Genomic DNA, 24,855 nt, shown 5'->3' with positions numbered 1-24,855 from the left:
CAAGGCTACATCATGCCGGTGAGGGAATGCCCACGTCCACGGCAACCAGCGGGGTCTTGCCGGGCGCGCCGGCGACCTCGCGCACAAGTCGCGGCACCAGGTAACCCGGCAGGCGTGCGGCCAGGGTGGCGTGAAGGGCGATGGCCTCGGCGTCGTCGACTTCGAAATGGGCGGCACCCGCGACCCGGTCCAGCTGATGCAGGTAGTAGGGCAGCACGCCGACCCGGTGGCCGCGTTCGCACAAGTCGGCGAGGGCCTCCACCGAATCGTTGACGCCGCGCAGCAGCACCGCCTGGTTGAGCAGGGTGGCTCCGGCATCACGCAGGGCGACCATCGCGGCATCGACCGCGGCGTCGAACTCGTTGGCATGGTTGGCGTGGACCACGACCGCGACCGGCCACGGCAGCCCGCGCAGCCAGGCCAGCAAGCCGGCATCCACCCGCTCCGGCAGCACGATCGGCAGGCGAGTGTGGATGCGCAGGCGTCGGATGTGCGGGATGCCGCGCATGGCGTCGGTCAGTTCCGCCAGTTTGTGGTCGGCCAGCGACAGCGGGTCGCCGCCGGAGAGGATGACCTCGTGGAGGGAGTCATCGGCGCGAATCGTCTCGACCGCCTCGCGCCAGCCCGCCGCGGCCGCGGTGTCCTCGGCATACGGGTAATGCCGGCGGAAGCAGTAGCGGCAGTGCACCGCGCAACTGCCGGTGGCGATCAGCAGGGCACGGCCGTTGTATTTGTGGATGACGCCGCCACCGCGACGTGCCGCGCCATCGCCGACCGCGTCCAGCCCGAACCCGGGGACGATGCGCTCCTCGTCGAGGATCGGCAGCACCTGCCGAAGCAAGGGGTCGGTCGGGTCGCCATGGCGCATGCGCGCGACGAAGCCGCGCGGCACCCGCAACGGAAATTGCATGGCCGCGGCATCGGAGAGGTCTTTGCCGAGATGGCCAAGCCCCAGCATCGCCAGCAACTCGCGCGGGTCGCGCACGGCATCGCGCCATGCCTGCTGCCAGCGCAGCGCGGGAGGCGGCAGTTGAGCGGCGTGCTGCAAGGCCACGGGGGCAGCGGTTATCATGCGGGTCTGCGATCCAACGACATGTTCCGGCCACGCCGGAATTCCTGATCCAACATTTTAGCTGCCCGGCTGGGTGGCGCGAAGGAGCATCCATGGCCTCCCTGGGCATGAACGACGTCAAGACCGGTCAGAAGATCCTGATCAACAACGATCCCTGCGTGATCACCGAGACCGAATACGTCAAGCCCGGCAAGGGCCAGGCCTTCACCCGCATCAAGTACCGCAGCATCAAGTCGGGCCGCGTGGTGGAAATGACCATGAAGGCCACCGACAACGTCGAGCAGGCGGACGTGGTCGATACCGACATGCAGTTCCTCTATTCCGATGGCGAGTACTGGCACTTCATGAACCAGGAATCGTTCGAGCAGGTGCAGTCCGACAAGGCCGGCATGGGCGGCGCCGAGAAGTGGCTGAAGGGCGAGGAAGAGTGCGTGGTCACGCTCTGGAACGGCACGCCGATCGCGGTGCAGCCGCCGAACTTCGTCGAATTGAAGATCACCGAGACCGACCCCGGCGTGAAGGGCGACACCGCCGGCACCGGCGGCAAGCCGGCCACCCTGGAAACCGGCGCGGTGGTGCGGGTGCCGTTGTTCGTCGGCCAGGACGAGAAGATCAAGGTCAACACCAGGACCGGCGAGTACGAGTCGCGGGTCAAGTAAGCCGATGGCCGATTCCATCCCGCAGGCCTGCGATCTCATCATCGAAGCCGGGTGGGTGGTGCCGGTCGTCCCGCACGGCGTGGTCCTGACCGATCACGCCGTTGTCGTGTCTGCAGGCGTCATCGTGGCCGTGCTGCCCGTTGCCGATGCGCACGCCCGCTTCGAGGCGAAGGAAACCGTGCAGCGTCCCGATGCCGCGCTGATCCCGGGCCTGGTCAACGCGCATACCCACAACCCGATGACCCTGCTGCGCGGCGTCGCCGACGACCTGCCGCTGAAGGTCTGGCTGCAACAGCACATCTGGCCGATCGAAGGCGCGGTGATCGGCCCCGGCTTCGTCGCCGATGGCGTCACCCTGGCGATCGCCGAAATGCTTCGCGGCGGCACCACCTGCTGCAACGAGAATTATTTCTTCCCCGATGTGCAGGCCGCGACGTACAAGCGCCACGGCTTTCGCGCACGGGTGGGCTTGCCGGTGATCGACTTCCCGACCGCGTGGGCGAGTTCCGACGACGAGTACTTCGACCGCGCCGGTGAAGTCCACGACCAGTGGCGCGACGACACGCTGATCCGCACCGCGTTCGCGCCGCATGCGCCGTACACGGTCAACGACGCCAACTTCGAGCGTGTTCGCATGCTCGCCGACCAACTCGACGTGCCGGTGCACCTGCACCTGCACGAAACCGCGCAGGAAGTGCAGCAGTCCGTCGAACAGCACGGCCAGCGACCGATTGCGCGGCTGGATCGGCTCGGCCTGGTCAACGACCGCCTGATCGCAGTGCACATGACCCAGCTCACCGAGGCCGAGATCCACCTCTGCGCTGAGCGTGGCGTCAGCGTGGTGCACTGCCCGGAATCCAACTTGAAGCTGGCATCGGGTTTCTGCCCGGCCTGCGCACTCGAGCGGGCGGGCGTGACCTTGGCCATCGGTACCGACGGCTGCGCCAGCAACAACGACCTCGACATGTTCGGCGAGACCCGCACCGCAGCCTTGCTGGCCAAGGCCGTCGCCAATGACGCCGCAGGTTTCGATGCACACGAAGCGCTGCGTGCGGCCACCCTGGGCGGCGCCAGGGCGATCGGCTTCGATCACCTGGTCGGCAGCATCGAGCCTGGCAAGCAGGCGGACATTGCTTGCGTGGATCTCTCGGCACTGGAAACACAGCCGCTGCACAACGTGGTCTCGCAACTCATCTACGCCACCGGCCGGCACCAGGTCAGCGACGTCTGGATCGACGGCGTGCACAAACTGCGCCAGCGTGTGCTGGTCGATATGGATCTGGACGGCATCATCGCGAATGCGCGGCAGTGGCGCGACCGCATCGCCACCGTGAGGCCGGCATGACCGCATCCGCGCAGAATTTCTCGCAGGCCGAACTCGACAAGTTCGACGAACTGGCCCAGCGCTGGTGGGATCCGGACGGCCCGCAGAAGGCCCTGCATGCGCTGAATCCGGCGCGCCTTGGCTACGTCGCCGGGCGCACGCCGCTGCGCGATGCCGCGGTCCTCGATGTCGGCTGCGGTGGCGGCTTGCTGAGCGAAGCGCTGGCGCAGGCCGGTGCCAAGGTCACCGCCATCGACCTCGCGCCGAACCTGCTCAAGGTCGCGCGTCTGCATGGCCTCGAGTCGGGGATCAAGGTCGACTATCGCGAAATGGCCGTCGAGACGCTGGCAGAAGAAGCGCCCGCAACGTTCGACACCATCACTTGCATGGAAATGCTCGAGCACGTGCCGGAACCGGGTTCGGTGATCCAGGCCTGCGCGCAGTTGCTCAAGCCCGGCGGCCACCTGTTCCTGTCCACCCTCAACCGCACGCCTGCCGCTTTCGCGATGGCGATCGTCGGCGCGGAATACGTGGCACGGCTGCTGCCGAAGGGCACGCATCAGTACCGCGACTTCATCAAGCCATCGGAACTCGCGAAGTGGCTGCGAGAGGCCGGCCTGCAACTGGAAGACGTCAGCGGCCTGATGTACGAACCGTGGCGCAACAGCGCGCGTGTCATCTCGCGTACCGACATCAATTACCTCGCCGTCGCGCGCAAGCCCGCGGCCTGACTTGTCGTTCCGAGCGCAGCCAAGAACCTGTTGTCCTGGTCATCCCCACAAGCAGATTCTTCGCGACGCTCAGTATGGCAACGACATTTCCCCGGCTCCTCCTGTTCGACCTCGACGGCACCCTGCTGGACAGTGCGCCGGACATGGTCGCCACCGTCAACCGCATGCGCACGGCGCGTGGGCAGCCACCGATGCCGCTGGCCCAACTGCGCCCGCACGTGTCCAAGGGCTCGCGGGCGATGAGCGCCGCGGCATTTCCGGAACTCGGCGGCGAGGTGAGCGGCGCGATGATCCGCGAGTTCCTGGACATCTACGAACAGGAACTCGGCCGCAGCAGCGTGTTGTTCGATGGCGTGGTCGAACTGCTGGATGCCATCGAGGCCGACGGCGCGCGCTGGGGCATCATCACCAACAAGCCGGAATACCTGGCGAAACAGGTAATCCCGCAACTCGGCTGGGACACGCGCAGCGCGATCCTGCTGGGCGGCGACACCCTGGCGGAGCGCAAGCCGCATCCGCTGCCGCTGCTGCATGCGGCGGAGCAACTCGGCGCCGCCATCGAAGACTGCGTCTACGTCGGCGACGACCAGCGCGATATCGATGCCGCGCGGGCAGCCGGCATGCGTTCGGTGGTAGCGTTGTGGGGGTATCGGGATGAGGGGGAACTCCCGGACCGCTGGGGAGCCGACGCGATGGCGGAAACGCCGGGCGACTTGGCGGCTCCCGGGTTCTGGGCGCGATTGCGATGAGCGAGACCGACGCACTCCAGGGGTTCCTGGGCAAGTGGGAAGCGCAGTGGCCCGAATGGCGGGTGGCCGAAGCGTTCGTGCCCGCATCGCAGCGCCAGCGCGCACAGGCATGGTTCGCGCTGCGCCAGGAATTGGCGGAAGCGGCGTGGGGCGGCGAGGATTCCCGTCCCGGCGAAGCCAAGCTGGGCTGGTGGGCCGAGGAACTGGATGGCTGGTCGCGCGGACTGCGCCGGCATCCGCTCGGGTTGACCCTGCAGAAGCTGCCTGCGCCCTGGGGCAACCTTGCCGCCTGCCTGCCGGCCTTGCGTGCCAGTCGCGAGCGTCCGCAGGGCCTGGAGCCGGCGATGTTCGCGCTGGAGCCGTATGCCGAGGCGCTGGCCGGAGTTGCCCAGCACCTGTTCGACAGCGCCACCCCGGCACCGGCGCGGAACGTGGTGGTTTCCTTGCTGGCTGAACGCGTGCTGCGGCACCCCGACGCGGCCACGCCGCTGGGCGACCTTGACGTGCGCGGTTGGGCCCGCGGCCTGCTGGCGCAATGGCCAGCGCCGGCACAGGGCAGCAGGCCCGGTCGCATCCATGCCGCCATCGTCCGCGGCCGCCTGCAGCGTTTCGCTGGTGGCAAGCCGGTGCCGATGAGCCGCCCCGGCGTGCTGTTTACCGCCTGGCGCGCCGCCCGCGGCTGAGCGCCGGCGCGGTACGCAGCGTTGCGCAGGTGGTCACCCGCGCGCCGGTACAATGGCGCGATGCACAACACCACCCGCCACGCCTCGTTGCCCGACGTCGCCTTCGATACGGCCGCGCTTGCGCGCCCGCTGGATTGGGTCGGCATGGATGCGATGGCGCTGCCGATCCGCCTGCAGGGCGAGGGCGGTCAAGCCTTGCGCGTACCGGCCAGCGTCGATGTCGCGGTCGACCTGAAGGACTCCTCCGCGCGCGGTATCCACATGTCGCGGCTGTACATGCAGTTGCAGCAGTCGCTGGCCAATGAGGCGCTGAGCGCGCCGGCGCTGCGCAAGCTGCTGGAAACCTGCATCGCGACACAGCAAGGCCTTTCGACGCGCGCGCTCCTGCGCCTGCGTTACGACCACCTGCTGCTGCGCCCGGCGCTGGCCAGCGCCAATGCCGGCTGGAAGAACTACCCGGTGACGCTCCAGGCCGAGTTGCGCGACGAGCATTTGCATCTTTCGCTGGGATTCTCGGTCGAGTATTCGAGTACCTGTCCGGCTTCCGCGGCGTTGTCGCGGCAGGTCAACGCCGCGCGCTTCGAAGCGGATTTCGCCGGCACGCGCGCGCCGTCAAGCGATGCGGTGCGCGACTGGCTGTCTTCGGAGCGTGGCTTGGCCGCGACGCCGCATGCGCAGCGCAGCCGCGCCGAGATCCGCGTCGAGCTGCGGCCCGCCTTCGACGAATTGCCGCTGCGCTCGCTGGTCGATGCAGTGGAAGCCTCGCTTGGCACACCAGTGCAGACCGCGGTCAAGCGCGAGGACGAGCAGGCTTTCGCGGAGCTCAACGCTGCCAACCTGATGTTCTGCGAGGACGCCGCGCGCCGGGTGGCTGCCGCGTTGGCATCCGATGCGCGGGTGTCCGCGTGGCGGGTGCGGGTGGCGCATTTCGAGAGCCTGCACCCGCACGATGCGGTGGCGTCCGTGAGTGGCCGAAACGCCTAATCGGACGTCTCGCCCGCACCGCATCGGCGCGTTCATGGTGTGTCGCTAGTTGCGTTCGAGCACCAGCAACGGGTCGATGCGGGTATCGAACCAGTTCATGCCCCAATGCAGGTGCGGGCCAGTCGCGCGGCCGGTGGCCCCTACGGCACCGATGACATCGCCCTGTTTCACCACGTCCCCGACCTTGGTGTCGATGCGCGACAGGTGCAGGAAATTGCTGCTGATGCCGTGGCCGTGGTCGAGCACGACGGTGCCGCCGGTGAGATAGAGGCCCGGGTCGGCGAAGGTGATGACGCCATCGGCGGGAGCCTTGACAGGCGTGCCGGTTGCCACGGCGATGTCCATCCCCGAATGCGGCGACTTCGGCGTGCCGTTGTACACGCGCTGGTTGCCGAAACGTCCGCTGATGCGACCCTGCACGGGCCAGATGAACGCTTGTGCGAAGCCGGTGCGTGCATCGTCGCGGGTGCGCACGGCGACCACCCGGGTCTGCTCACGTTCGATGCGTTCGGCGATGGCTTTCGGCGGATTTACCGTGGCGGGCGGCACGCCGTTGATCCGTTCGACCGGCCAATCGCGCGCGGTCACTGTCAGGCGGTGTTCGATCCAGCCGGTCGCCGGTTGCCTGATCCGCAGCATGACATCGCCGGTGGCGTCGCGGCCAATGCCGAACACGAAAGTGCCGTAGGGCGTGACCCGCAGCGTGCGCCCTGCGTATTCGACGATGGCGGCGGGATGCGTATTGCCGGTCACCATCGCGCCCTGCGATGCGGTTGCCGGCAAGCGAGTCGCGCGCATCGGGATGGCGCCGCCGCCACCGATCATCGGTTTGTCCGGGGCAGGGACGGATTGCGCTGCGGCACAGGCGGCAAGCAACAAGATCGTCATCCCGGTGAACGCCGGGATCCAGCGTCTTTTGCTGGAATTGCGGATGTCTTGCCGAAGACAAACGTCACTGGATCCCTGCCTTCGCAGGGATGACAGGCGAAAGGCACTCATCGATCGAACTGCAAACGCTGCCCCTGCGGCGTCCCGACCAGGCGTTCGCCGTCCCAGCCCAGCACGCCGTTCACCCACGTCGCAGCGATCCGCGAACGGAAGGTGGTGCCCTCGAACGGCGACCAGCCGCAACGGCTCAGCACGTCCTCGCGGCGCACGGTGTACGGCGTGTCGTCGATGAGCACCAGGTCAGCGGCATAGCCTTCGCGCAGGTAGCCGCGATTGGCGACATCGAACAGCTGCGCGGGTGCATGGGCGAACTTCTGCACGACCTGCGCCGTGGTCAGGCGGCCCTGGTGCACCAGCTCCAGCGCGGCATTCAGTGCGAACTGCACCAGCGGCAGGCCACTGGGCGCGCCGGCGTAGGGCCGCGCCTTTTCCTCCAGCGTGTGTGGGGCGTGGTCGGTGGCGAGCACGTCGAGGATGTCGCCGGCCAACGCATCGATGATCGCCTCTCGGTCGGCCTCGTCCTTGATCGCCGGGTTGCACTTGATCAGGTTGCCCAGCCGCGCGTAATCGCCGCGGGCGAAGTGCAGGAAATGCACGCAGGTCTCGGCGGTGATCTTCTTGCGGCTGCCGTCGGCCCGGATCAGTGGGCCCCGCTCGAACAGCGCCAGTTCGTCGGCGGTGGAGATGTGCAGCACGTGCAAATGGGTGCCGTGCTTGTTCGCCAGCGACAACGCCAGCCGCGTGGACTTGATGCAGGCCTCGCGCGAGCGGATGTCCGGGTGGCATTCGACCGGGATGTCCTCGCCGTAGATCGCCTTGAACGCGGCGAGATTGGCGTCGATGGTCGGGGTGTCTTCGCAGTGGGTGATGATCGGCACCGGGGTGTCGCGGAAGATCGCATCCAGCGTCTCCGGGTTGTCGACCAGCATGTTGCCGGTGGACGCGCCCATGAAGACTTTCAGGCCCGGCGTGGCCTTCGGGTCGATCGCTCGGACATCCGCCAGGTTGTCGTTGCTCGCGCCCATGTAGAAGCCGTAGTTCGCGTGGCAACGCCCGGTGGCGCGCCGGTATTTGTCTTCCAGCGCATCGCGGTTCAGCGTGGGCGGATTGGTGTTCGGCATGTCCATGAAGCTGGTCAGCCCGCCGGCGACCGCTGCGGCGGACTCGATGGCCATGTCGGCCTTGTATTCCATGCCCGGTTCGCGGAAATGCACCTGGTCGTCGATCATCCCCGGCAGCAGGCGGCGGCCGGCGGCGTCGATGACGGTTTCGCCGTCGCGCGCGGAAAGCCCGTTGCCGATTTCGGCGATGCGACCATCGGAAAAGCGCAGGTCGCCGTCGAATTCGCGGCCTTCGTTCACCAGCCGGGCGTTCACGATCAGCGTCGAGGTCATGTCGATTCCTTCGAGGGCGGGACTGGATCGTGCCCGCCGGGATGCAGGGGGTGGCAGCGGCCGATCCGGCGGATCGCCAGCCAGCTGCCCTTGAGTGTGCCGAATCGGTCGATCGCCTGCATCGCGTACTCCGAACAGGTGGGCATGAACCGGCAGCGGGTGCCGAGCAGTGGGCTGATCCAGCGCTTGTAGCCGCGCAGCAGCGCGATGAGGGCGGCACTGACGAAAGAGGCGCTGGCGAAAGATCGGTCGATCACGGGCCTTGAACGCGGCGAGGCGCAAGGTTGCGCGGTTGCTGCCATGTGCCCATCAGGGTATAACAGCGCGCTTTCCCGCCTCAAGGGAACATCGAGGAATACCTGCTCGTGGCAGCGAAGAAACCCGTGAAAAAGGCCGCCAAGCCGGCCAGCAAGGCCGCTCCGGCGAAGAAGCCGACCCCCGCCAAGAAGCCGGCCGCCAAGCCGGTGGCGAAGAAGGTCGCCCCGGCAAAGAAGCCCGCACCCGCCAAGAAGCCGACTGCCAAGCCGGTGGCGAAGAAGGCGGCCCCGGCGAAAAAGCCAGCGCCCGTCAAGAAGCCGGTCGCCAAGACTGCGGCTACGGCCAGCAAGTCCGCTCCCGCACCGGCGAAGAAAGTGCCTGCTGCCAAACCGGCCCCGGTGAAAGCTGCGCCCGTGAAGGCAGCTGTAGCCAAGCCCGCGCCTGCAGCGGCGAAGTCCGCCCCGGTGGCATCCAGGCCAGCTCCGGCAAAGGCCGCACCCGCCAAGACCGCGCCTGCGCCGTCCAAGGCGGCTCCGGCAGCCAAGAAGGAAGCCGCGCAGGTCGCCGCTCCCAAGCCGGTTGCGGTGGTCCGCAAGCCGCAGGGCAAGGTGGCAGTGGCCCTGGTGTCCAGGCCCGCCAGCCCCGCCCCGAAGGGCAAGCTCAAGGTCGTTCCGTACCAGACCGACGAGGCTACCGGCCGCCCGATCCTGCCGGTTGGTTACAAGCCGGGTGCCGACGAGGAATACATGAGCCCGTTGCAGCTCGAGTATTTCCGCCAACGCCTGGCCAACTGGCGCAGCGACCTGGTCGAGGAATCCAAGCAGACCATCGAGAACCTCAAGGAAGAAGTGCGCGATGTCGGCGACGAGGCCGAACGCGCCACCCGCGAGACCGAGAACTCGCTGGAACTGCGTACCCGCGACCGCTACCGCAAACTGATCGGCAAGATCGACAGCACGCTGAAGCGGCTGGACGGCGGGGATTACGGGTTCTGCGTGGATACCGGCGAAGAGATCGGCCTGGATCGCATGGAGGCGCGGCTCACCGCCGAGCGCACCATTGACGCGCAGGAACGCTGGGAACACATGCAGAAGCAGATGGGCGACTGATTCCACGCTCGTTGCAGTCCAAGAAACGGCGCCGGAAGGCGCCGTTTCCGTTTGTGGACAAGGATTTCGGATGAATATCCGTTGGTGTTCGTGAGTGCGCGCTAACGAAACCTGCACCTTGTCGCTACATGGGCGCCAGCAAGCTGTGCGGGTGGCAACAACGAAGGTTTCGGCCTTCCGCACGCCACCCATCCCCCAAAGGAGTACTGCACATGAACAAGGACATCATCGCCGGCAACTGGAAGCAGTTGAAGGGCAAGGCTCAGGCCAAGTGGGGCGACCTCACCGATGACGTGTTCGACGTTGCCGAAGGCAACAGCGAATACCTCTCCGGCAAGCTGCAGGAAAAGTACGGCTGGCAGCGCGATCGCGCCGACAAGGAAGTCTCCGACTTCCGCAATACGCTGAACTGATTCCAGCGGAATCAGCCATCAGTCGAAACGAAAGCCCGGCGCATGCGCCGGGCTTTTTCATGCGCGCACATGCGGAGTTGCGCTACTGCAGTTCGCGCAGGTCCAGTTTGCGCAGGCGCGGTGCCTTCCACGCAGTGATCCCCACCACGCCGATGGTGACGAAGCCGCCCACCACGACGGCCGGCACCAGACCCAGCAGGCGCGCCATCGAGCCGGCATAGAACGCGCCCAGTTCGTTCGACGAACTGATGAAGATGCTGTTGACCGACGACACCCGCCCGCGCATCCCGTCCGGCGTGCTGAGTTGCAACACGGTCGAGCGCAGCACCACCGACACTCCATCGAACACGCCAGACAGCAGCAGGAAGAACACCGACAGCCAGAACGCCGTGCTCAGGCCGAAGCCGATCATGCATGCGCCGAAGCAGGCCACCGCCGCCAGCATGATCCTGCCGGCATTGGCCTGCAGCGGATGCCGGGCCAGCCACAGCGCCGCGGCCACCGATCCCAGCGCGGGCGCGCCGCGCAAGATACCCAGCGCCTCCGGTCCGGCGTGCAGCACGTCCTTGATGAACGCAGGTGCCAGCGAGATCGCACCGCCGAACAGCACCGCGAACATGTCCAGCGCCAGCGCGGCCAGCAGGATCTGGTGGCCGAACACGAAACGCAGGCCATCGCCGATGCTGGCGAATACCGGGCCGCGTTGCTGTTGCTGCGGTGGTTCGCTGACCGGCATGCACAGCAGCGCGCCGGCGGCCGCCAATGCGAACACTGCAGCCAATGCGTAGGCCACCCACTTGCCTGCTGCGCCGACCAGCAGGCCGCCGATGGCCGGGCCCAGCACCAGGCCGGTCTGGAACACCACGCTGCCGATGCTCGCGCCACGCGCGAACTGGTCTCGACGCAGCACGCGCGCGAACAGCGCGTTGTGCACGGGGCCCAGGAAGGAGCGACCGACGCCGCCGATGGCGATCGCCAGATAGATCGGCCACAGGCCTTGCAGCGGCAGGGCACCGATGGTGAGCAGGGCCAGCACGATGGCGTTGAACGCGAGCACGGTGCAGGCGATCGCGCCCAGCCGGCGTCGGCGCAGGTGATCGACCAGATAACCGGAGAACGGTGCCACGCAGAAGAACGGAATGACCTCGGCCAGGCCGATCAGGCCCAGCGACCAGGGGTCGCGGGTGAGCTCGTAGACATGCCAGCCCACGGTGACCGCGACGATCTGGTAAGAGAACAGCGTGCAGATCCGATACAGCATCAACCAGCGGAAACCGATGCTGGCCAGCGGCGACATCGGCAGCGCGCTCATTCGTGCAGGGTGGCCCTGGCCTGCATGTGCATGGCATGTTCGCGGATGAAGGCCAGCAAGGCGGCCAGGCCGTTGCTGCGGGTCGGCGACAGGTGTTTGGCCAGGCCGATGGCGGCGATGTAGTCGGGATCGGTGGCCAGGATCTCCTGGGCGCTGCGCCCCGAGTAGACGCGCAGGGCCAAGAACACCAGGCCCGAGACGATGGCCGAATCGCTGGCGGCGGCGAATTCGAGCTTCGCTGCGTCACCCGATGGCACGATCCAGACCATCGACTGGCAACCGAGCAGGCGATGCTCCTCACTCTTCCAGGCATCGGGGAAGGGCGGCAGCTTGCGGCCGAGGTCGATCAGGTACTGGTAGCGCTCCGACCAGTCGCCGAAGAACGCAAATTCTTCGGCGATGGCGGCCTGCGCTTCGGCCGGCGTCGCTTCGAGCGGGAAGGGCGAGTCGCTCATGCGCGTTTCCAGCGCACGCCTGCCGTGGTGTCTTCGAGCAGGATGCCTTCTTCGGCAAGCTGCTGGCGGATCGCATCGGCGCGGGCGAAGTCGCGCGATGCCTTGGCGGCGATGCGTTCGTCGATCAAGGCCTGGATGCGCGCGTCGTCATCGTTCGAGGCGCCGCGGGCGAACCATGCAGTCGGCGTCTGTTGCAGCAGGCCGAGCACCCTGCCTGCGCCAAGCAGCTGCGATTTCAGCGCGGCCCGATCTTCGGCCGATGCGGCCTTGCGCGCTTCGCCGGCGATGCGGGCGATTTCGGCCAGCGCCGCGGTCGTGTTGAGGTCGTCGTCGAGCGCGGCTTCGATGCTGGCGGGAATCACCGCTTGTGCATCTACATCGGCCAGATCGCGCAAGGTGCCGTACAGGCGATCCAGCGTGCGCACCGATTGCTCGATGAGCGAATCCGACCATTCCAGCGGCTGTCGGTACTGCGCGGACAGCAGCGCGTAGCGCAGTGCTTCCGGCGGATGCTCGCGGACCAGGTCGTGGACGCGCTGGATGTTGCCGACCGACTTCGCCATCTTGGCGCCGCCGAAATTGAGCATGCCGTTGTGCAGCCACCAGCGTGCGAACGGGGCACCGCCATGCGCGCACTCGCTCTGCGCGACTTCGTTCTCGTGGTGCGGGAACTGCAGGTCGATGCCGCCGGCGTGGATGTCGATGGTCGCGCCGAGATGCGCCTCGGCCATCGCCGAGCATTCGATGTGCCAGCCCGGGCGGCCGCGGCCCCAGGGCGAGTCCCAGCCGGGCAGGTCGTCGGTGGAGGGCTTCCACAGCACAAAGTCGCCGGCGTCGCGCTTGTACGGCGCCACCTCGACGCGCGCACCGGCCAGCATCTCGTCGGTATCGCGGCGCGAGAGCTTGCCGTAGCCGTCGAAGCTGGCCACCGCGAACAGCACGTGGCCTTCGGCCGCATACGCATGGTCTTCGGCGATCAGCCGCTCGATCATCGCGATCATCTGCGGCATGTGCGCGGTCGCGGCCGGCTCTATGTCGGGGGCGAAGTCGCCATCCACGCCGAGCATCGCCATGTCCTCGCGATACGCCGCGGCGTACTGGTCGGTGATCGTGGAAATCGGGGTGCCGAGTTCCTTTGCTGCCGCGTTGATCTTGTCGTCGACGTCGGTGATGTTGCGTGCGTAGCGCAGGCCGCCGTAACGGCGGCGCAGCAGGGCAGCCAACACGCCGAACACCACCGGCCCGCGCGCATTGCCGATGTGCACGTAGTTGTAGACCGTGGGGCCGCAGACGTACATCGTCGGGCTGGCGGGGTCGAGCGGTGCGAACGCTTCGAGCCGCCGGGTCAGGGTGTTGTAGAGATGCAACGTGCTGGAAGACGGAGTCATGGTGGCAAGCGCGTGGGATGGCCCATTGTAGCGGCCCGTGCGCCGACGACAGCAGCGATTCATACCCGTCACGGCTTGCGCCGATAGACTTGCGCGGATGATCGTCCGTCGCGTCCTCCTGTCGAGCCTGTTCGTGTCTGCCCTGCTGGCAGGGGCGACGACGCATGCGCAGGATCCTTCGCCCGAGGTCGTGATCCCGCCCGAGAACGTGCGCTTCGATTACGCCCAGGTGCTCGGCGTGAAGCCGATCTACCAGGTGCTGCGCACCAGCAGCATGGAGCGGGTATGCGACGTGAGCCGGTCGGGTGAATCGAAGTTGTCTCGTGTGGGGAGTTCCGTGAAGGGTCGTCTGACCGGCAATACCACTCCCGAAGAACGCAAGGCCGGCCTCAGCAATTGCCGGATGGAGCCGGTCGCGCGCGAGTTCCGCAGGCCGATCGCCTATGACGTGGATTACGTCTACAAGGGCAGCAAGTTCCGCACGCGAATGGCGCGCGATCCCGGCAATCGCCTGCGCGTGCGCGTTTCGATCACCCCGCACCCGCACGATTGAGGCCCGCCGCTTGCATGCTGCGACGCGGCATGTCAGCATCCGCGCCCTGATGCACGCACACCTCGCCACGCGCTATGCAAGCTCTGCCCGGATGGCCTCCGGCATGACCTCGCGTGCGCGCCGACCGGAAACTTCCCGAACTGCTGGGTAGACCGGATCGCCTTGTCGTGCATCTCCCGTCAAAACCCAGCCTGCAGGCTGGGTTTTTTCGTTTTGACGTGCAGGATGCACGAATGCCGCGGGCGCAGGATGCGCAGCAGCGGCGCCCTGGTTTCAAGCGCAACCGTCCCGCCACTGTCCCGATCCAAGGAACCGATGATGCAGCCGACGCATTTCCTCAACACCCAGGACTGGAGCCGGGCCGACCTCGACGCCTTGCTGACCCAGGCGGCCTTGTTCAAACGCAACAAGCTCGGCAGCGAGTTGAAAGGCAAGTCGATCGCGCTGGTGTTCTTCAATCCGTCGATGCGCACCCGCACCAGCTTCGAGTTGGGTGCGTTCCAGTTGGGCGGCCACGCGGTGGTGCTGCAGCCCGGCAAGGATGCCTGGCCGGTCGAATTCGACCTGGGCACGGCGATGGACGGCGATACCGAAGAACACATTGCCGAGGTGGCGCGCGTGCTGGGTCGCTACGTGGATCTGATCGGCGTGCGTGCGTTCCCGAAATTCGTGGACTGGCAGCGCGACCGTGAGGACATCGTGCTGAAGGCCTTCGCGAAGTATTCGCCGGTGCCGGTGATCAACATGGAGACGATCACCCACCCCTGCCAGGAATTGGCGCATGCGATGGCCTTGCAGGAGCACTTCGGCACGCCTGACTTGCGCGGCAAGAAGTACGTGCTGACCTGGACCTACCACCCGAAGCCGCTGAACACCGCGGTGGCGAATTCCGCGCTGACCATCGCCACCCGCATGGGCATGGACGTGACCCTGCTTTGCCCGACGCCTGACTACGTCCTCGACCAGCGCTACATGGACTGGGCCGCGCAGAACGTGGCCGAGAGCGGCGGCTCGCTGGCGGTCAGCCACGATATCGAAAGCGCCTACGCCGGTGCCGACGTGGTCTACGCCAAGAGCTGGGGCGCGCTGCCGTATTTCGGGAACTGGGAACCCGAGAAGCCGATCCGCGACCAGTTCAAGCACTTCATGGTCGACGAAGCCAAGATGGCGCTGACCAACAACGGCGTCTTCAGCCATTGCCTGCCGTTGCGACGCAACGTCAAGGCCAGCGATGCGGTGATGGATTCGCCCAACTGCATCGCCATCAACGAAGCCGAAAATCGCCTGCACGTGCAGAAGGCGATCATGGCGGCGCTGGTGCGCTGAGCCTTCCCACCCTCACCCCAGTCCTCTCCCGCCAGCGGGAGAGGGAGCAACCAACGAGACAGCAAATGACCTCCCCCAACGATTCCCGCGACATCATCCTGGCTTTTTCCGGCGGCCTGGATACCAGCTTCTGCGTGCCGTACCTGAAGGAGCAGGGCTGGAACGTGCATACCGTGTTCGCCGACACCGGCGGCGTGGATGCAGACGAGCGCGCCTTCATCGAGGCACGCGCGGCCGAACTCGGCGTGGCATCGCATGTGACGGTGGATGGCGGGCCGGCGATCTGGAGCGGCTTCGTCAAGCCATTCGTTTGGGCGGGCGAGGGCTACCAGGGCCAGTACCCATTGCTGGTGTCGGATCGCTACCTGATCGTCGATGCATCGCTGGCGCGCGCGAAGGAACTCGGCACCAATGCCATCGCCCACGGTTGCACCGGCATGGGCAACGACCAGGTGCGCTTCGACCTGGCGGTGAAGGCCAGCGGCGATTACCGGATCGTGGCGCCGATCCGCGAGATCCAGAAGGAACACACCCAGACGCGTGCGTACGAGCAGGCCTACCTGGAGCAGCGCGGCTTCGGCGTGCGCAGCAAGCAGAAGCAGTACACGATCAACGAGAACCTGCTGGGCCTGACCATGTCTGGCGCCGAGATCGATAGCTGGGAAGCGCCCGGCGATGGCGCGCGCGGTTGGTGCGCAAAGCGCGAGCATTGGCCCACCGATGCGTTGGAAGTCACCTTGCGCTTCGTCGGCGGCGAGGCAGTGGCGCTCGACGGCAATGAAATGGCCGGCGACAAACTGCTGGCCAAGCTCAACACCATGTTCGCGCAGTACGGCGTGGGCCGCGGCATGTACACCGGCGACACCACGATTGGCCTGAAGGGTCGGATCGTGTTCGAGGCCCCGGCCTTGCGGCGTTGCTTGCTGCCCATCGAGCGCTGGAAGAAGCGGTGCTGACCAAGCTGCAGAACCGCTTCAAGCCGGAGGTCGCGCGCAAGTGGGTGGAGCTGGTGTACGAAGGCTTTTACCACGACCCGTTGAAGGCCGACCTCGAGGCCTACCTGGCCTCGTCGCAAGCGATGGTCAATGGTGAAGTGGTGTTGCGCACGAATGGCGGTCGCGTCGATGCGGTGGCGGTGCGTTCCCCGCACATCCTCAACAGCAAGGGCGCGACCTACGCGCAGTCCGCGGACTGGGGCGTCGAGGAAGCCGAAGGCTTCATCAAGCTGTTCGGCATGAGCAGCACCTTGTGGGCGCAGGTGAATCAGGAAAAGTAAGCGAACCTAGCCCGGACAAGCGAAGCGCATCCGGGAGCTTCGGGGGGATCCCGGATCCGCTTCGCTTGTCCGGGCTACAACCACTGGACTCCTGCCTTCGCAGGAGTGACGAGAAAATGGAAATGCTGCAATCCGTCCTGAATCACCTCGAAGCGTTGGTGTCGTTCGATACCCGCAACCCGCCGCGCCTGATCGGCACTGGCGGGATCTTCGACTACATCCGCGCGCAGTTGCCGGATTTCCGGGCCGAGGTCATCGATCACGGCGACGGCGCAGTGTCGCTGTTCGCGGTGCGCGGCAACCCGCGCCGGGTGTTCAACGTGCATCTGGACACGGTACCGTCGTCCGAGGCGTGGACGGCGGATCCGCACGTGATGCGCCGCTTCGATGATCGCGTGGTTGGTTTGGGCGTCTGCGACATCAAGGGCGCGGCGGCGGGGTTGATCGCTGCGGCCAACGTGACCGATGGCGATGCCGCATTCCTGTTTTCCTCCGACGAGGAAGCCAACGATCCCCGTTGCATCGCCGCATTCCTCGGCAGCGACCATGGCTTCAGCGAAGCGATCATCGCCGAGCCCACCCGTTGCGAGGCCGTGCTGGCGCATCGCGGGATCAGTTCGGTGCTGTTGAAATTCAGGGGCGAGGCAGGGCATGCATCCGGTGCCAACGCGATGACCGCGAATGCCTTGCACCAGGTGATGCGCTGGGGCGGCAATGCGCTGGACCTGGTCGAAGGCGAAGCGAACGCGCGCTTCGGTGGCCTCACCGGGCTGCGCTTCAACATCGGCAAGGTCGAGGGCGGGATCAAGGCCAACATGATCGCACCGAGCGCCGAGGTGCGCTTCGGTTTCCGCCCGTTGCCGTCGCAGGACATCGATGGACTGCATCTGCGCTTCGGATCCTGCGCGACTGCAGGCGCGCTGGAGCGCTACGAAGAAACGTTCCGTGGCCCTTCGCTGCCGGCCGGTGACGTCGCCAGCGCCGAGGAGCGCCGCCTGCTGGCGCGCGACCTCGCCGATGAACTCGGCCTGCCGATCGGCAACGCGGTCGATTTCTGGACCGAGGCCTCGCTGTTCTCGCAGGCCGGCCTGACCGCGCTGGTGTACGGCCCGGGCGACATCGCCCAGGCCCACACCGCCGACGAGTTCGTCACGCTCGATCAATTGCAGCGTTACACCGGCACCATCACCCGCCTGCTTCAAAACAACTTGCCTGGAAATCAATCGCAGTGAGCCCGATGTTGAACGCGCATGCCGTGCACGATCCGCAGACCCGCCAGACCATCGTGCGGTTGTTGTCGAGCATGGGCAGCGCCAAGGAAATCAACCAGTACCTCAAGCGTTTCTCGCAACTGGATGCGGCGCGCTTCGCGATCGTCAAGGTCGGTGGCGCGGTGTTGCGCGATGATCTCGACGCGCTGGTGTCGTCGCTGGCCTTCCTGCAGGACGTGGGCCTGACTCCGATCGTGATCCATGGCGCGGGTCCGCAACTCGACGCGGAATTGTCCGCCGCCGGGATCGCCAAGCAGACCATCGACGGGCTGCGGGTGACATCGCCGGAAGCGCTGGCGATCGTGCGCCGCGTCTTCCATGCGCAGAACCTGAAATTGGTCGAAGCGCTGCAGGCCAGCGATGCGCGCGCCACCAGCATCGTCTCCGGCGTGTTCGAGGCCGACTACCTCGACCGCGAACGCTTCGGCCTGGTCGGCGAAGTGAAGCGCGTCGACCTGGCACCGATCCAGGCCAGCCTGCAGGCGGGTTCGATCCCGGTGATCGCCTCGCTCGGCGAGACCATCGGCGGACAGATCCTCAACGTCAATGCCGACTTTGCCGCCAACGAACTGGTGCAGGTGCTGCAGCCGTACAAGATCGTGTTCCTGACCGGCACCGGCGGCCTGCTCGACGCGGAGGGCAAGGTGATCGACTCGATCAACCTGTCCACCGAATACGAGCACCTCATGCAGCAGTCGTGGATCGAAGGCGGCATGCGGGTGAAGATCGAGCAGATCAAGGATCTGCTGGATGGCTTGCCGCTGGCGTCGTCGGTGTCGATCACCCGGCCGGCGGAACTGGCCAAGGAATTGTTCACCCACAAGGGCTCGGGCACGCTGGTGCGGCGCGGCGAGCGGGTGATGGAAGCGGGTTCGTGGGATGCGTTCGACTTGCCGCGCCTGCGCACGCTGATCGAGTCCGCGTTCGGTCGCAAGCTGCTGCCGGATTATTTCGAGACGACGACGCTGCATCACGCCTATGTCAGCGAGAACTATCGCGCCGCGGTGATCCTCACCCGCGAAGATGCCGGCATCTACCTCGACAAGTTCGCGGTGCTCGACGACGCCCAGGGCGAAGGACTCGGTCGCGCGGTCTGGCAGGTCATGCGTGATGCAAATCCACGCCTGTTCTGGCGTTCGCGCCATGGCAATCCGGTCAATCCGTTCTATTACTCGGAATCGGACGGCTGCATCAAGCAGGAGAAGTGGAAGGTGTTCTGGTACGGGCTGTCCGCGATGGACGAGATCGCGCGTTGCATCGCGTACTGCGCGAGCCATGCGGCCACCCTGAAGGACCCGGCATGAGCGCCTTGCGCGTCGGCATCGTCGGTGCCCGTGGCTACGTCGGCGCGGAACTGATCCGTCTGCTGGCCGCGCATCCGCGTTTCGAGTTGGCCTATGTCACTTCGCGTGAGTTGGTGGGACAGCCGCTGGCCGCGCATATCCCGGGCTACGCCGGTGACGTGCAGTACACCTCGCCCGCGTACGAAGACCTGCCTGCGCTCGCTGCCGATTTGGTGGTGCTGGCGCTTCCGAACGGCAAGGCTGCGCAAATCGTCCAGCAGTTCGATGATGCGGGCGTGGATCCGGTGATCATTGACCTGTCCGCCGACTACCGCTTCGATCCGTCGTGGTACTACGGCCTGCCCGAGCTGACCCGCGCGCAGTACTCGGGCCAGCGCCGCATCAGCAATCCCGGTTGCTACGCCACCGCGATGCAATTGGCGATCGCGCCGATGGCGAATGTGCTGGACGGGCCGGTGCAGTGCTTCGGCGTTTCCGGGTATTCCGGTGCCGGCACCACGCCCAGTGACAAGAACAACGTCGAGTTGCTGCGCGACAACCTGATGCCATATGCGCTGACCGGGCACGTGCATGAGCGCGAGGTCTCGAAGCAGCTTGGGCATCCGGTCGAGTTCATGCCGCATGTCGCCCCGCATTTCCGCGGGCTGACGATCACCGCGAACCTCCGCTTGTCGATCGCGTTCGACATCGAGGAAATCTTCGCGCGTTATCGCGGCCGCTATGCCGGTGAGCCGCTGGTGCGCGTGCTGGACGAGGCGCCTTGGGTGAGCCGCATCGCCGGCATGCATCACATCGAGCTTGGTGGCTTTACCTTGAGTGGTGATGGCAAGCGGCTGGTCGTGGTCGCCACCGAGGACAACCTGTTGAAGGGCGCGGCCACGCAGGCGCTGCAGAATCTCAACATGGCATTTGGTTTGGACGAATTCCTCGGGATTCCGCTGTAATCCTCCGACAAGGGAAAGGCGACGATGGCTGACCTGCTTTGGCAAAAACCCGGCGTGGAGGTGGACGCGCGGATCCAGGCCTTCCTGGCCGGCAACGACGTGTTGCTGGATCGCGAATTCTTCCTGCACGACATCACCGCGAGCGCGGCGCATGCCGAAGGCCTGCAGCGCATCGGTATCCTCAGTGCCGACGAGCTGGAAGGACTGAAGCGCGAGCTTGCAGTGCTGGCGGACGATTTCCGCAGCGGTGCATTCGTCCTGGACGAGCGTTATGAAGACGGGCATTCCGCGATTGAGGCGCGGCTGACAGAGCGCCTGGGCGATGCCGGTCGCAGGATCCACACCGGTCGCAGCCGCAACGACCAGATACTGGTCGCCACGCGCTTGTGGCTGAAGGAAAAACTGGCGCGCGTTGCAGCACTCAGCCGCGATATCGCCAAGATCGCACTGGATCGTGCCGATGCCGAGAAGCAACTGCCGATCCCCGGCTACACGCATATCCAGCGCGCCGTAGTCTCGTCGGCGGGGATGTGGTGGGCAGGCTGGGCCGAGGCCTTCATCGACGATGCGATCCGCGCCGCCGATACGCTCAATCTCATCGATGCGAATCCGCTCGGCACGGCCGCCGGTTACGGCGTGAATCTCACGCTGGATCGTGAGCACACCACGCACGCGCTCGGCTTCGCGCGGATGCAGGTCTCGCCGGTCTACGCGCAGCTATCGCGCGGCAAGTTCGAGCTGGCGGCATTGGAAGCGCTCGGCAGCGCGACGCTGGATCTTCGCCGGATCGCCTGGGACCTGTCGCTTTACACCACCGCCGAATTCGGCTTCGTCGCGTTGCCCGCGCAGTACACCACCGGCAGTTCGATCATGCCGAACAAGCGCAATCCCGATGTCATCGAACTGATGCGCGCCACCCATGCCAGCGTGGCGGCGGCACGTACCGAGATCGAACAACTGCTGTCGCTGCCGTCCGGCTACCAGCGCGATCTGCAGGCCAGCAAGGGCGCGATCTTCCACGGCTTCGGTCGTGGCCTGGCCGCGCTGGAATTGCTGCCTGACCTGCTGGCCAACCTGGAGTGGCGCGAGGATCGGCTGCGCGCGGCGATCGATTCCGGCATGTATGCCACCGATGTCGCAGTGGATGCCGCCGTCGCCGGCGTGCCGTTCCGGGAGGCCTACAAGGCCGCTGCTGCCTCGGCCGATTCGGCTGGGCGGGGACGGACGCCGGAAGGCTCGCTGGCCGTGCGTACGTCGCCCGGTGCGGCCGCGGATTTGCGCCTCGACACATTGCGTGCGCGCTTCGACGCGTTGCGCTGAACGATGACGACCTTCGCACCGCAATCCCTGCCGAACTGGCGACGCGCGGTGCTGAAAGTCGGCAGCAGCCTGCTCGCCGGCGATGCCGGGCTGGATCCCGTGCATGCGCGTGGGCTGGCTGGCTTCATCGCGGCGTCGCGCGCGCAGGGTCGCGAGGTCGTGCTGGTCTCGTCCGGCGCGGTCGCCGCGGGGCGCGGGCGGATCGGCGCAGCGGGTACGGGTACTGCCAAAAATGGCATCGTCCAGCGGCAGGCGTTGGCCGCGCTCGGGCAGGCGTCGCTGATGGGCTTCTGGCAGGCCTTGTTCGACGCGCCGGTGGCGCAAGTGTTGCTGACCCATGACGACCTGCGCAATCGTCGTCGCTATCTCAATGCGCGCACGGCCTTGCAGGAATTGCTGCGGCTGGGCGCGCAACCGATCGTCAACGAGAACGACACCGTCGCGGTGGACGAACTCAAGCTGGGCGACAACGACAATCTCGCGGCAGCAGTTGCTTCGCTGGTCGAAGCCGACCTGTTGCTGATCGCGACCGACATCGCCGGCCTCTACAGCGGGCATCCGCGGCGCGATGCCGATGCGCGTCCGATCGAGCGCGTGGAGGCGGTCACGCCGGAGGTGCTGGCGATGGCCGGCGGGGCCGGCGCGCTCGGCACCGGCGGCATGCGCACCAAGCTGGAAGCGGCGTCGAAGGCGTCGGCGGCCGGCATCGCGACGGCGCTGTTCTGCGGGCGCGATGTGGCGACGGTCGATGCGTTGGGCAACGACGTGCTGCACGGCACCTTCATCGCCGCGCACGGCAGCCGCATCAGCGCACGCAAGCAGTGGTTGCGACACTCACCGACGGCGGGCGTGGTCGAGGTGGATGACGGCGCGAAGGCGGCACTGCTGCGTGGCGCGTCGCTACTGCCCGGCGGCGTGCGCGCGGTCGAGGGCGATTTCCGTCGCGGTGACGTGGTCGACGTACGCGCAGGCGACGGCACGCTGCTGGCGCGCGGACAGGCGCAGTACAACGCCGGCGAAAGCGCGCGCATCGCCGGCCGCCACAGCCGCGACATCGAGGCGGTCCTGGGCTTTCGCTACGACGAAGCGATGATCCATCGCGACGATCTGGTCCTGCTGCAACACACCGACACCCCAAAGGAAGCGACGGCATGACGGCGGCTTTTACCAGTGGCTATGTGCGCGGACTGGCGCTGGCGGCACGCGAGGCGCAGGCGGCGATCGCGATGGCCGATGCGGAAACGCGGCGCGCGCTGCTGGAATCGATGGCCGATCACTTGCTCGCCGGGCAAGGCGCGATTCTCGCCGCGAATGCCGATGATCTTGCGAAAGCCGCCGCGAACGGTGCGAGCAAGGCCACGCTGGATCGTCTCGCGTTGAATCCCGAACGCGTTCGCGGCATGGCCGATGCCTTGCGCGAAGTCGCCGCACAGACCGACCCGCTCGGCGAGATCACCCGCAGCGGCACGCGACCGAACGGCCTCGTCATCGAACGCCAGCGCATCCCGCTGGGTCTGGTCGCGATGATCTACGAAGCGCGACCGAACGTGACCGCCGAAGCCGCAGCGCTGTGCCTGAAGGCCGGCAATGCCGTGCTGCTGCGCGGCGGTTCCGAAGCGTCCGCCAGCAACGGCGCGATTGCCACTTGCTTGCACGCGGCTTTGCGCGAGATCGGTTTGCCGGACGCAGCGGTCTCGCTGGTCGCGGACACCGCGCGCGAACACGTGCTCGAACTGCTGCAGTTGTCCGACCTGATCGACCTGGCAATTCCGCGCGGCGGCGAGAGCCTGATCCGCTTTGTCGCCGAACATGCGCGCGTGCCGGTGATCAAGCATTACAAGGGCGTCTGCCATCTCTACGTGGATCGCGCCGCGGATATCGAACTCGCGTTGGGTTTGCTGATCGATGGCAAGACCTCGCGGCCGGGCGTGTGCAACGCACTGGAAACGTTGCTGGTCCATCGCGAGATCGCCGACGACTTCCTGCCGCGTGCGCTCGATGCATTGCGATTGCATGGCGTCGAAGTGCGCGGCGACGAGGCCACCCGCGGCTTCGATCCGTCGCTCGCGCCGGCCACCGATGCCGACTTTGATGCCGAGTTCCTCGAACTCATCATCGCCGTGAAAGTCGTCGACGACATGCCGGCGGCACTGGCGCACATCGCCCGTTTCGGCTCCGACCATACCGAGGTGATCGCCACCACCGATGGTGCGGCGGCGCAGGCCTTTGTCCGTGGCACCCGCAGTTCGGCGGTGATGGTGAATGCGTCCTCGCGTTTCAACGACGGTGGCCAGCTGGGCCTCGGCGCGGAGATCGGGATCTCCACGACGCGCCTGCACGCATACGGCCCGATGGGCGCTGAAGCGCTGACAATCGAGCGCTTCGTGGTGCGCGGCGAAGGGCAGCGTCGCCACCCACCGATGGGCTGACGCCAGCCTGCATTCCCTCGACGCAGGCGGATGGAACGGCCTGAGCCGATTCGCCTCCGCTTTGCGCTTTAACAGGCAGGGCAGTGCTCATGGTCGTTCGTCCGGTTCAGCCGACTAGGCCATTTGGTCGATAGGCGATCGGACGGGGGCAGCACTAACCTGCGGGTGGCCACCGGGTCGCCGGGGCTGTTATCGAACGTAGGGGACGGGCGATGGACTCTTCATTGCGATGCGCAAGGCATCGTGCGTTTTCGTTGCTGGTCGCATTCGGCGCATGCCTGGGCGCGCTTGCCAGCCCCGTGGTGCAAGCCACTTGCGCGCCGTTGGGAGGAGCGTTGACGGCGTCTGCGGTTGCGGTTGCATCGCCCGTGCCGCAGTCGACGCCGCAATCGGCACCTGCAGCGCCTGCCGCCGCGGTCGATATGCAGTCGGAAGCGCGGCAGGCGTTGGCGGCGATCGGCCGGTTGGAGGATGCGGACACGGCGCTGTCGCTGGCGGCGGAAGGCGCGGCGCTGTACGAACGCGACGTGGTGAAGCTGGACGGGTATGCGTATTGCAGCCAGGCGGTGGAGCTGGCGGAGAAGGGCGAGTTCCGCGAGAGCACGCGGGCGGCGAGCAAGGCGCTGCACGTGGCGCTGCAGACCGGCAACACCGACCTGCTGGGCAAGGCGTATCGCGACCTGGCGATCGCGTTCAGCTACGCCGGCCAGCTGGAGCGGGCCGAACAGTTCGCGACCCTGTCGCTGAAGTACCCCGGGGTCGACCCGACCCAGGTCAACGGCCCGGCAAGAAGGTGCTGGGCGATGTGCGCACGCGGCAGAAGCGCTTCGCCGAAGCCATCGCGCTGTACGACCAGGCGCGGACCGAGAGTTCGGACCGCTTCCGCCCGCTGGTGGATGCCTCGCTGGCCAATGCGCTGATCCTGTCCGGCGACCTGACCCGCGCGCGCAGCA

At 66.6% G+C, this 24,855-nt stretch carries 24 protein-coding genes and 1 pseudogene; 18 read left to right on the top strand and 7 right to left on the bottom strand.

Annotated elements, in window-relative coordinates; translation table 11 throughout:
* Window positions 1-10: 10 nt before the first annotated feature.
* Window positions 11-1,072 carry an EF-P beta-lysylation protein EpmB gene (epmB, locus tag H9L16_RS14925; protein ID WP_187552430.1) on the bottom strand — a complete coding sequence of 354 codons (1,062 nt, stop codon included), beginning with the start codon at window positions 1,070-1,072 and terminating at the stop codon, window positions 11-13.
* A 92-nt stretch (window positions 1,073-1,164) separates the two neighbouring features.
* Here epmB and efp point away from each other — a divergent pair, with 92 nt between their 5' ends.
* The 6 genes from efp to folE2 all read left to right on the top strand — a co-directional run bounded on the left by efp (window position 1,165) and on the right by folE2 (window position 6,202).
* Window positions 1,165-1,731, top strand: coding sequence for an elongation factor P (efp, locus tag H9L16_RS14920; RefSeq protein WP_187552429.1), 567 nt, complete (start codon window positions 1,165-1,167; stop codon window positions 1,729-1,731).
* Window positions 1,732-1,735: 4 nt separating this feature from the next.
* Window positions 1,736-3,076 carry a TRZ/ATZ family hydrolase gene (locus tag H9L16_RS14915; protein ID WP_187552428.1) on the top strand — a complete coding sequence of 447 codons (1,341 nt, stop codon included), beginning with the start codon at window positions 1,736-1,738 and terminating at the stop codon, window positions 3,074-3,076.
* A complete protein-coding gene (ubiG, locus tag H9L16_RS14910; protein WP_187552427.1) occupies window positions 3,073-3,786 on the top strand; it encodes a bifunctional 2-polyprenyl-6-hydroxyphenol methylase/3-demethylubiquinol 3-O-methyltransferase UbiG in 714 nt (237 codons plus the stop codon). Before H9L16_RS14915 ends, ubiG begins: the two co-directional genes overlap by 4 nt.
* 74 nt (window positions 3,787-3,860) lie before the next feature.
* Window positions 3,861-4,535 carry a phosphoglycolate phosphatase gene (gph, locus tag H9L16_RS14905; RefSeq protein WP_187552426.1) on the top strand — a complete coding sequence of 225 codons (675 nt, stop codon included), beginning with the start codon at window positions 3,861-3,863 and terminating at the stop codon, window positions 4,533-4,535.
* Window positions 4,532-5,218, top strand: coding sequence for a phytoene/squalene synthase family protein (locus tag H9L16_RS14900; RefSeq protein ID WP_187552425.1), 687 nt, complete (start codon window positions 4,532-4,534; stop codon window positions 5,216-5,218). The genes gph and H9L16_RS14900 overlap by 4 nt, the downstream gene beginning before the upstream one ends.
* A gap of 60 nt (window positions 5,219-5,278) precedes the next feature.
* Complete coding sequence (gene folE2 / locus H9L16_RS14895; RefSeq protein ID WP_187552424.1) at window positions 5,279-6,202, top strand: GTP cyclohydrolase FolE2; 924 nt, start codon at window positions 5,279-5,281, stop codon at window positions 6,200-6,202.
* A 45-nt stretch (window positions 6,203-6,247) separates the two neighbouring features.
* On the opposite strand, the gene H9L16_RS14890 is transcribed toward folE2, so the two are convergent.
* The 3 genes from H9L16_RS14890 to yidD form a co-directional block, all read right to left on the bottom strand.
* Window positions 6,248-7,027, bottom strand: a complete 780-nt coding sequence (locus H9L16_RS14890) for a M23 family metallopeptidase (protein ID WP_187554219.1) — start codon at window positions 7,025-7,027, stop codon at window positions 6,248-6,250.
* Between the two features lie 170 nt (window positions 7,028-7,197).
* Window positions 7,198-8,544 (bottom strand): dihydroorotase, encoded by a 1,347-nt coding sequence (locus tag H9L16_RS14885; RefSeq protein ID WP_187552423.1) that lies wholly within the window; start codon window positions 8,542-8,544, stop codon window positions 7,198-7,200.
* Window positions 8,541-8,798, bottom strand: coding sequence for a membrane protein insertion efficiency factor YidD (yidD, locus tag H9L16_RS14880; protein ID WP_229796566.1), 258 nt, complete (start codon window positions 8,796-8,798; stop codon window positions 8,541-8,543). The genes H9L16_RS14885 and yidD overlap by 4 nt, the downstream gene beginning before the upstream one ends.
* 111 nt (window positions 8,799-8,909) lie before the next feature.
* Here yidD and dksA point away from each other — a divergent pair, with 111 nt between their 5' ends.
* Complete coding sequence (gene dksA, locus H9L16_RS14875) at window positions 8,910-9,911, top strand: RNA polymerase-binding protein DksA (protein ID WP_187552421.1); 1,002 nt, start codon at window positions 8,910-8,912, stop codon at window positions 9,909-9,911.
* Window positions 9,912-10,123: 212 nt separating this feature from the next.
* Entirely contained in the window at window positions 10,124-10,324 is a 201-nt protein-coding gene (locus tag H9L16_RS14870; RefSeq protein ID WP_187552420.1) for a CsbD family protein, read from the top strand.
* Between the two features lie 82 nt (window positions 10,325-10,406).
* Here the strand turns inward: H9L16_RS14870 and H9L16_RS14865 are convergent, their stop codons facing one another.
* Genes H9L16_RS14865 through cysS form a run of 3 tightly spaced genes read right to left on the bottom strand, consistent with a single transcriptional unit; the run spans window position 10,407 to window position 13,479 of the window.
* Window positions 10,407-11,636: an MFS transporter gene (locus tag H9L16_RS14865; protein WP_187552419.1), complete on the bottom strand. Its 1,230-nt coding sequence runs from the start codon at window positions 11,634-11,636 to the stop codon at window positions 10,407-10,409.
* On the bottom strand, window positions 11,633-12,091 hold the full coding sequence (locus tag H9L16_RS14860) for a SufE family protein (protein WP_187552418.1): 459 nt from the start codon (window positions 12,089-12,091) through the stop codon (window positions 11,633-11,635). The genes H9L16_RS14865 and H9L16_RS14860 overlap by 4 nt, the downstream gene beginning before the upstream one ends.
* Window positions 12,088-13,479 (bottom strand): cysteine--tRNA ligase, encoded by a 1,392-nt coding sequence (gene cysS / locus H9L16_RS14855; protein WP_187552417.1) that lies wholly within the window; start codon window positions 13,477-13,479, stop codon window positions 12,088-12,090. Before cysS ends, H9L16_RS14860 begins: the two co-directional genes overlap by 4 nt.
* A 97-nt stretch (window positions 13,480-13,576) precedes the next feature.
* Here cysS and H9L16_RS14850 point away from each other — a divergent pair, with 97 nt between their 5' ends.
* The 10 genes and pseudogenes from H9L16_RS14850 to H9L16_RS16290 all read left to right on the top strand — a co-directional run bounded on the left by H9L16_RS14850 (window position 13,577) and on the right by H9L16_RS16290 (window position 24,822).
* Window positions 13,577-14,032 carry a hypothetical protein gene (locus tag H9L16_RS14850; protein WP_229796481.1) on the top strand — a complete coding sequence of 152 codons (456 nt, stop codon included), beginning with the start codon at window positions 13,577-13,579 and terminating at the stop codon, window positions 14,030-14,032.
* Between the two features lie 318 nt (window positions 14,033-14,350).
* The gene (locus H9L16_RS14845; protein ID WP_187552416.1) at window positions 14,351-15,358 is read left to right on the top strand and encodes an N-acetylornithine carbamoyltransferase; all 1,008 of its coding nucleotides are present in this window, start codon (window positions 14,351-14,353) and stop codon (window positions 15,356-15,358) included.
* 65 nt (window positions 15,359-15,423) lie between these two features.
* Window positions 15,424-16,634: pseudogene (locus tag H9L16_RS14840) on the top strand (argininosuccinate synthase).
* 122 nt (window positions 16,635-16,756) lie between these two features.
* Window positions 16,757-17,866 carry an acetylornithine deacetylase gene (locus H9L16_RS14835; protein ID WP_187552415.1) on the top strand — a complete coding sequence of 370 codons (1,110 nt, stop codon included), beginning with the start codon at window positions 16,757-16,759 and terminating at the stop codon, window positions 17,864-17,866.
* Window positions 17,867-17,871: 5 nt separating this feature from the next.
* Window positions 17,872-19,209, top strand: a complete 1,338-nt coding sequence (locus H9L16_RS14830) for an acetylglutamate kinase (RefSeq protein ID WP_187554217.1) — start codon at window positions 17,872-17,874, stop codon at window positions 19,207-19,209.
* Complete coding sequence (argC, locus tag H9L16_RS14825; protein WP_187552414.1) at window positions 19,206-20,153, top strand: N-acetyl-gamma-glutamyl-phosphate reductase; 948 nt, start codon at window positions 19,206-19,208, stop codon at window positions 20,151-20,153. Before H9L16_RS14830 ends, argC begins: the two co-directional genes overlap by 4 nt.
* 24 nt (window positions 20,154-20,177) lie before the next feature.
* Window positions 20,178-21,473 carry an argininosuccinate lyase gene (gene argH, locus H9L16_RS14820; protein WP_187552413.1) on the top strand — a complete coding sequence of 432 codons (1,296 nt, stop codon included), beginning with the start codon at window positions 20,178-20,180 and terminating at the stop codon, window positions 21,471-21,473.
* Window positions 21,474-21,476: 3 nt separating this feature from the next.
* Entirely contained in the window at window positions 21,477-22,628 is a 1,152-nt protein-coding gene (gene proB, locus H9L16_RS14815) for a glutamate 5-kinase (protein WP_187552412.1), read from the top strand.
* Entirely contained in the window at window positions 22,625-23,902 is a 1,278-nt protein-coding gene (locus tag H9L16_RS14810; RefSeq protein WP_187552411.1) for a glutamate-5-semialdehyde dehydrogenase, read from the top strand. Before proB ends, H9L16_RS14810 begins: the two co-directional genes overlap by 4 nt.
* A 368-nt stretch (window positions 23,903-24,270) precedes the next feature.
* Entirely contained in the window at window positions 24,271-24,822 is a 552-nt protein-coding gene (locus tag H9L16_RS16290) for a hypothetical protein (RefSeq protein WP_233449396.1), read from the top strand.
* Window positions 24,823-24,855 lie beyond the last annotated feature (33 nt).

Source organism: Thermomonas carbonis (assembly GCF_014396975.1).
In the GTDB taxonomy this organism is placed as follows: Bacteria; Pseudomonadota; Gammaproteobacteria; order Xanthomonadales; family Xanthomonadaceae; genus Thermomonas; species Thermomonas carbonis.
This window is presented reverse-complemented; position numbering and strand designations above follow the sequence as displayed.

What these genes read in the sequence shown, in the direction of transcription:
- argC (WP_187552414.1), top strand. Translation starts at nt 19,206, where the DNA reads ATGAGCGCCTTGCGCGTCGGCATCGTCGGTGCCCGTGGCTACGTCGGC.
- H9L16_RS14885 (WP_187552423.1), bottom strand. Translation starts at nt 8,544, where the DNA reads ATGACCTCGACGCTGATCGTGAACGCCCGGCTGGTGAACGAAGGCCGC.
- folE2 (WP_187552424.1), top strand. Translation starts at nt 5,279, where the DNA reads ATGCACAACACCACCCGCCACGCCTCGTTGCCCGACGTCGCCTTCGAT.
- efp (WP_187552429.1), top strand. Translation starts at nt 1,165, where the DNA reads ATGGCCTCCCTGGGCATGAACGACGTCAAGACCGGTCAGAAGATCCTG.
- epmB (WP_187552430.1), bottom strand. Translation starts at nt 1,072, where the DNA reads ATGATAACCGCTGCCCCCGTGGCCTTGCAGCACGCCGCTCAACTGCCG.
- proB (WP_187552412.1), top strand. Translation starts at nt 21,477, where the DNA reads ATGACGACCTTCGCACCGCAATCCCTGCCGAACTGGCGACGCGCGGTG.
- gph (WP_187552426.1), top strand. Translation starts at nt 3,861, where the DNA reads ATGGCAACGACATTTCCCCGGCTCCTCCTGTTCGACCTCGACGGCACC.
- H9L16_RS14915 (WP_187552428.1), top strand. Translation starts at nt 1,736, where the DNA reads ATGGCCGATTCCATCCCGCAGGCCTGCGATCTCATCATCGAAGCCGGG.
- H9L16_RS14810 (WP_187552411.1), top strand. Translation starts at nt 22,625, where the DNA reads ATGACGGCGGCTTTTACCAGTGGCTATGTGCGCGGACTGGCGCTGGCG.
- H9L16_RS14865 (WP_187552419.1), bottom strand. Translation starts at nt 11,636, where the DNA reads ATGAGCGCGCTGCCGATGTCGCCGCTGGCCAGCATCGGTTTCCGCTGG.
- H9L16_RS14870 (WP_187552420.1), top strand. Translation starts at nt 10,124, where the DNA reads ATGAACAAGGACATCATCGCCGGCAACTGGAAGCAGTTGAAGGGCAAG.
- H9L16_RS14890 (WP_187554219.1), bottom strand. Translation starts at nt 7,027, where the DNA reads ATGATCGGTGGCGGCGGCGCCATCCCGATGCGCGCGACTCGCTTGCCG.
- H9L16_RS14835 (WP_187552415.1), top strand. Translation starts at nt 16,757, where the DNA reads ATGCTGCAATCCGTCCTGAATCACCTCGAAGCGTTGGTGTCGTTCGAT.
- H9L16_RS14830 (WP_187554217.1), top strand. Translation starts at nt 17,872, where the DNA reads ATGTTGAACGCGCATGCCGTGCACGATCCGCAGACCCGCCAGACCATC.
- cysS (WP_187552417.1), bottom strand. Translation starts at nt 13,479, where the DNA reads ATGACTCCGTCTTCCAGCACGTTGCATCTCTACAACACCCTGACCCGG.
- ubiG (WP_187552427.1), top strand. Translation starts at nt 3,073, where the DNA reads ATGACCGCATCCGCGCAGAATTTCTCGCAGGCCGAACTCGACAAGTTC.
- H9L16_RS14900 (WP_187552425.1), top strand. Translation starts at nt 4,532, where the DNA reads ATGAGCGAGACCGACGCACTCCAGGGGTTCCTGGGCAAGTGGGAAGCG.
- H9L16_RS14860 (WP_187552418.1), bottom strand. Translation starts at nt 12,091, where the DNA reads ATGAGCGACTCGCCCTTCCCGCTCGAAGCGACGCCGGCCGAAGCGCAG.
- argH (WP_187552413.1), top strand. Translation starts at nt 20,178, where the DNA reads ATGGCTGACCTGCTTTGGCAAAAACCCGGCGTGGAGGTGGACGCGCGG.
- H9L16_RS14845 (WP_187552416.1), top strand. Translation starts at nt 14,351, where the DNA reads ATGCAGCCGACGCATTTCCTCAACACCCAGGACTGGAGCCGGGCCGAC.
- H9L16_RS14850 (WP_229796481.1), top strand. Translation starts at nt 13,577, where the DNA reads ATGATCGTCCGTCGCGTCCTCCTGTCGAGCCTGTTCGTGTCTGCCCTG.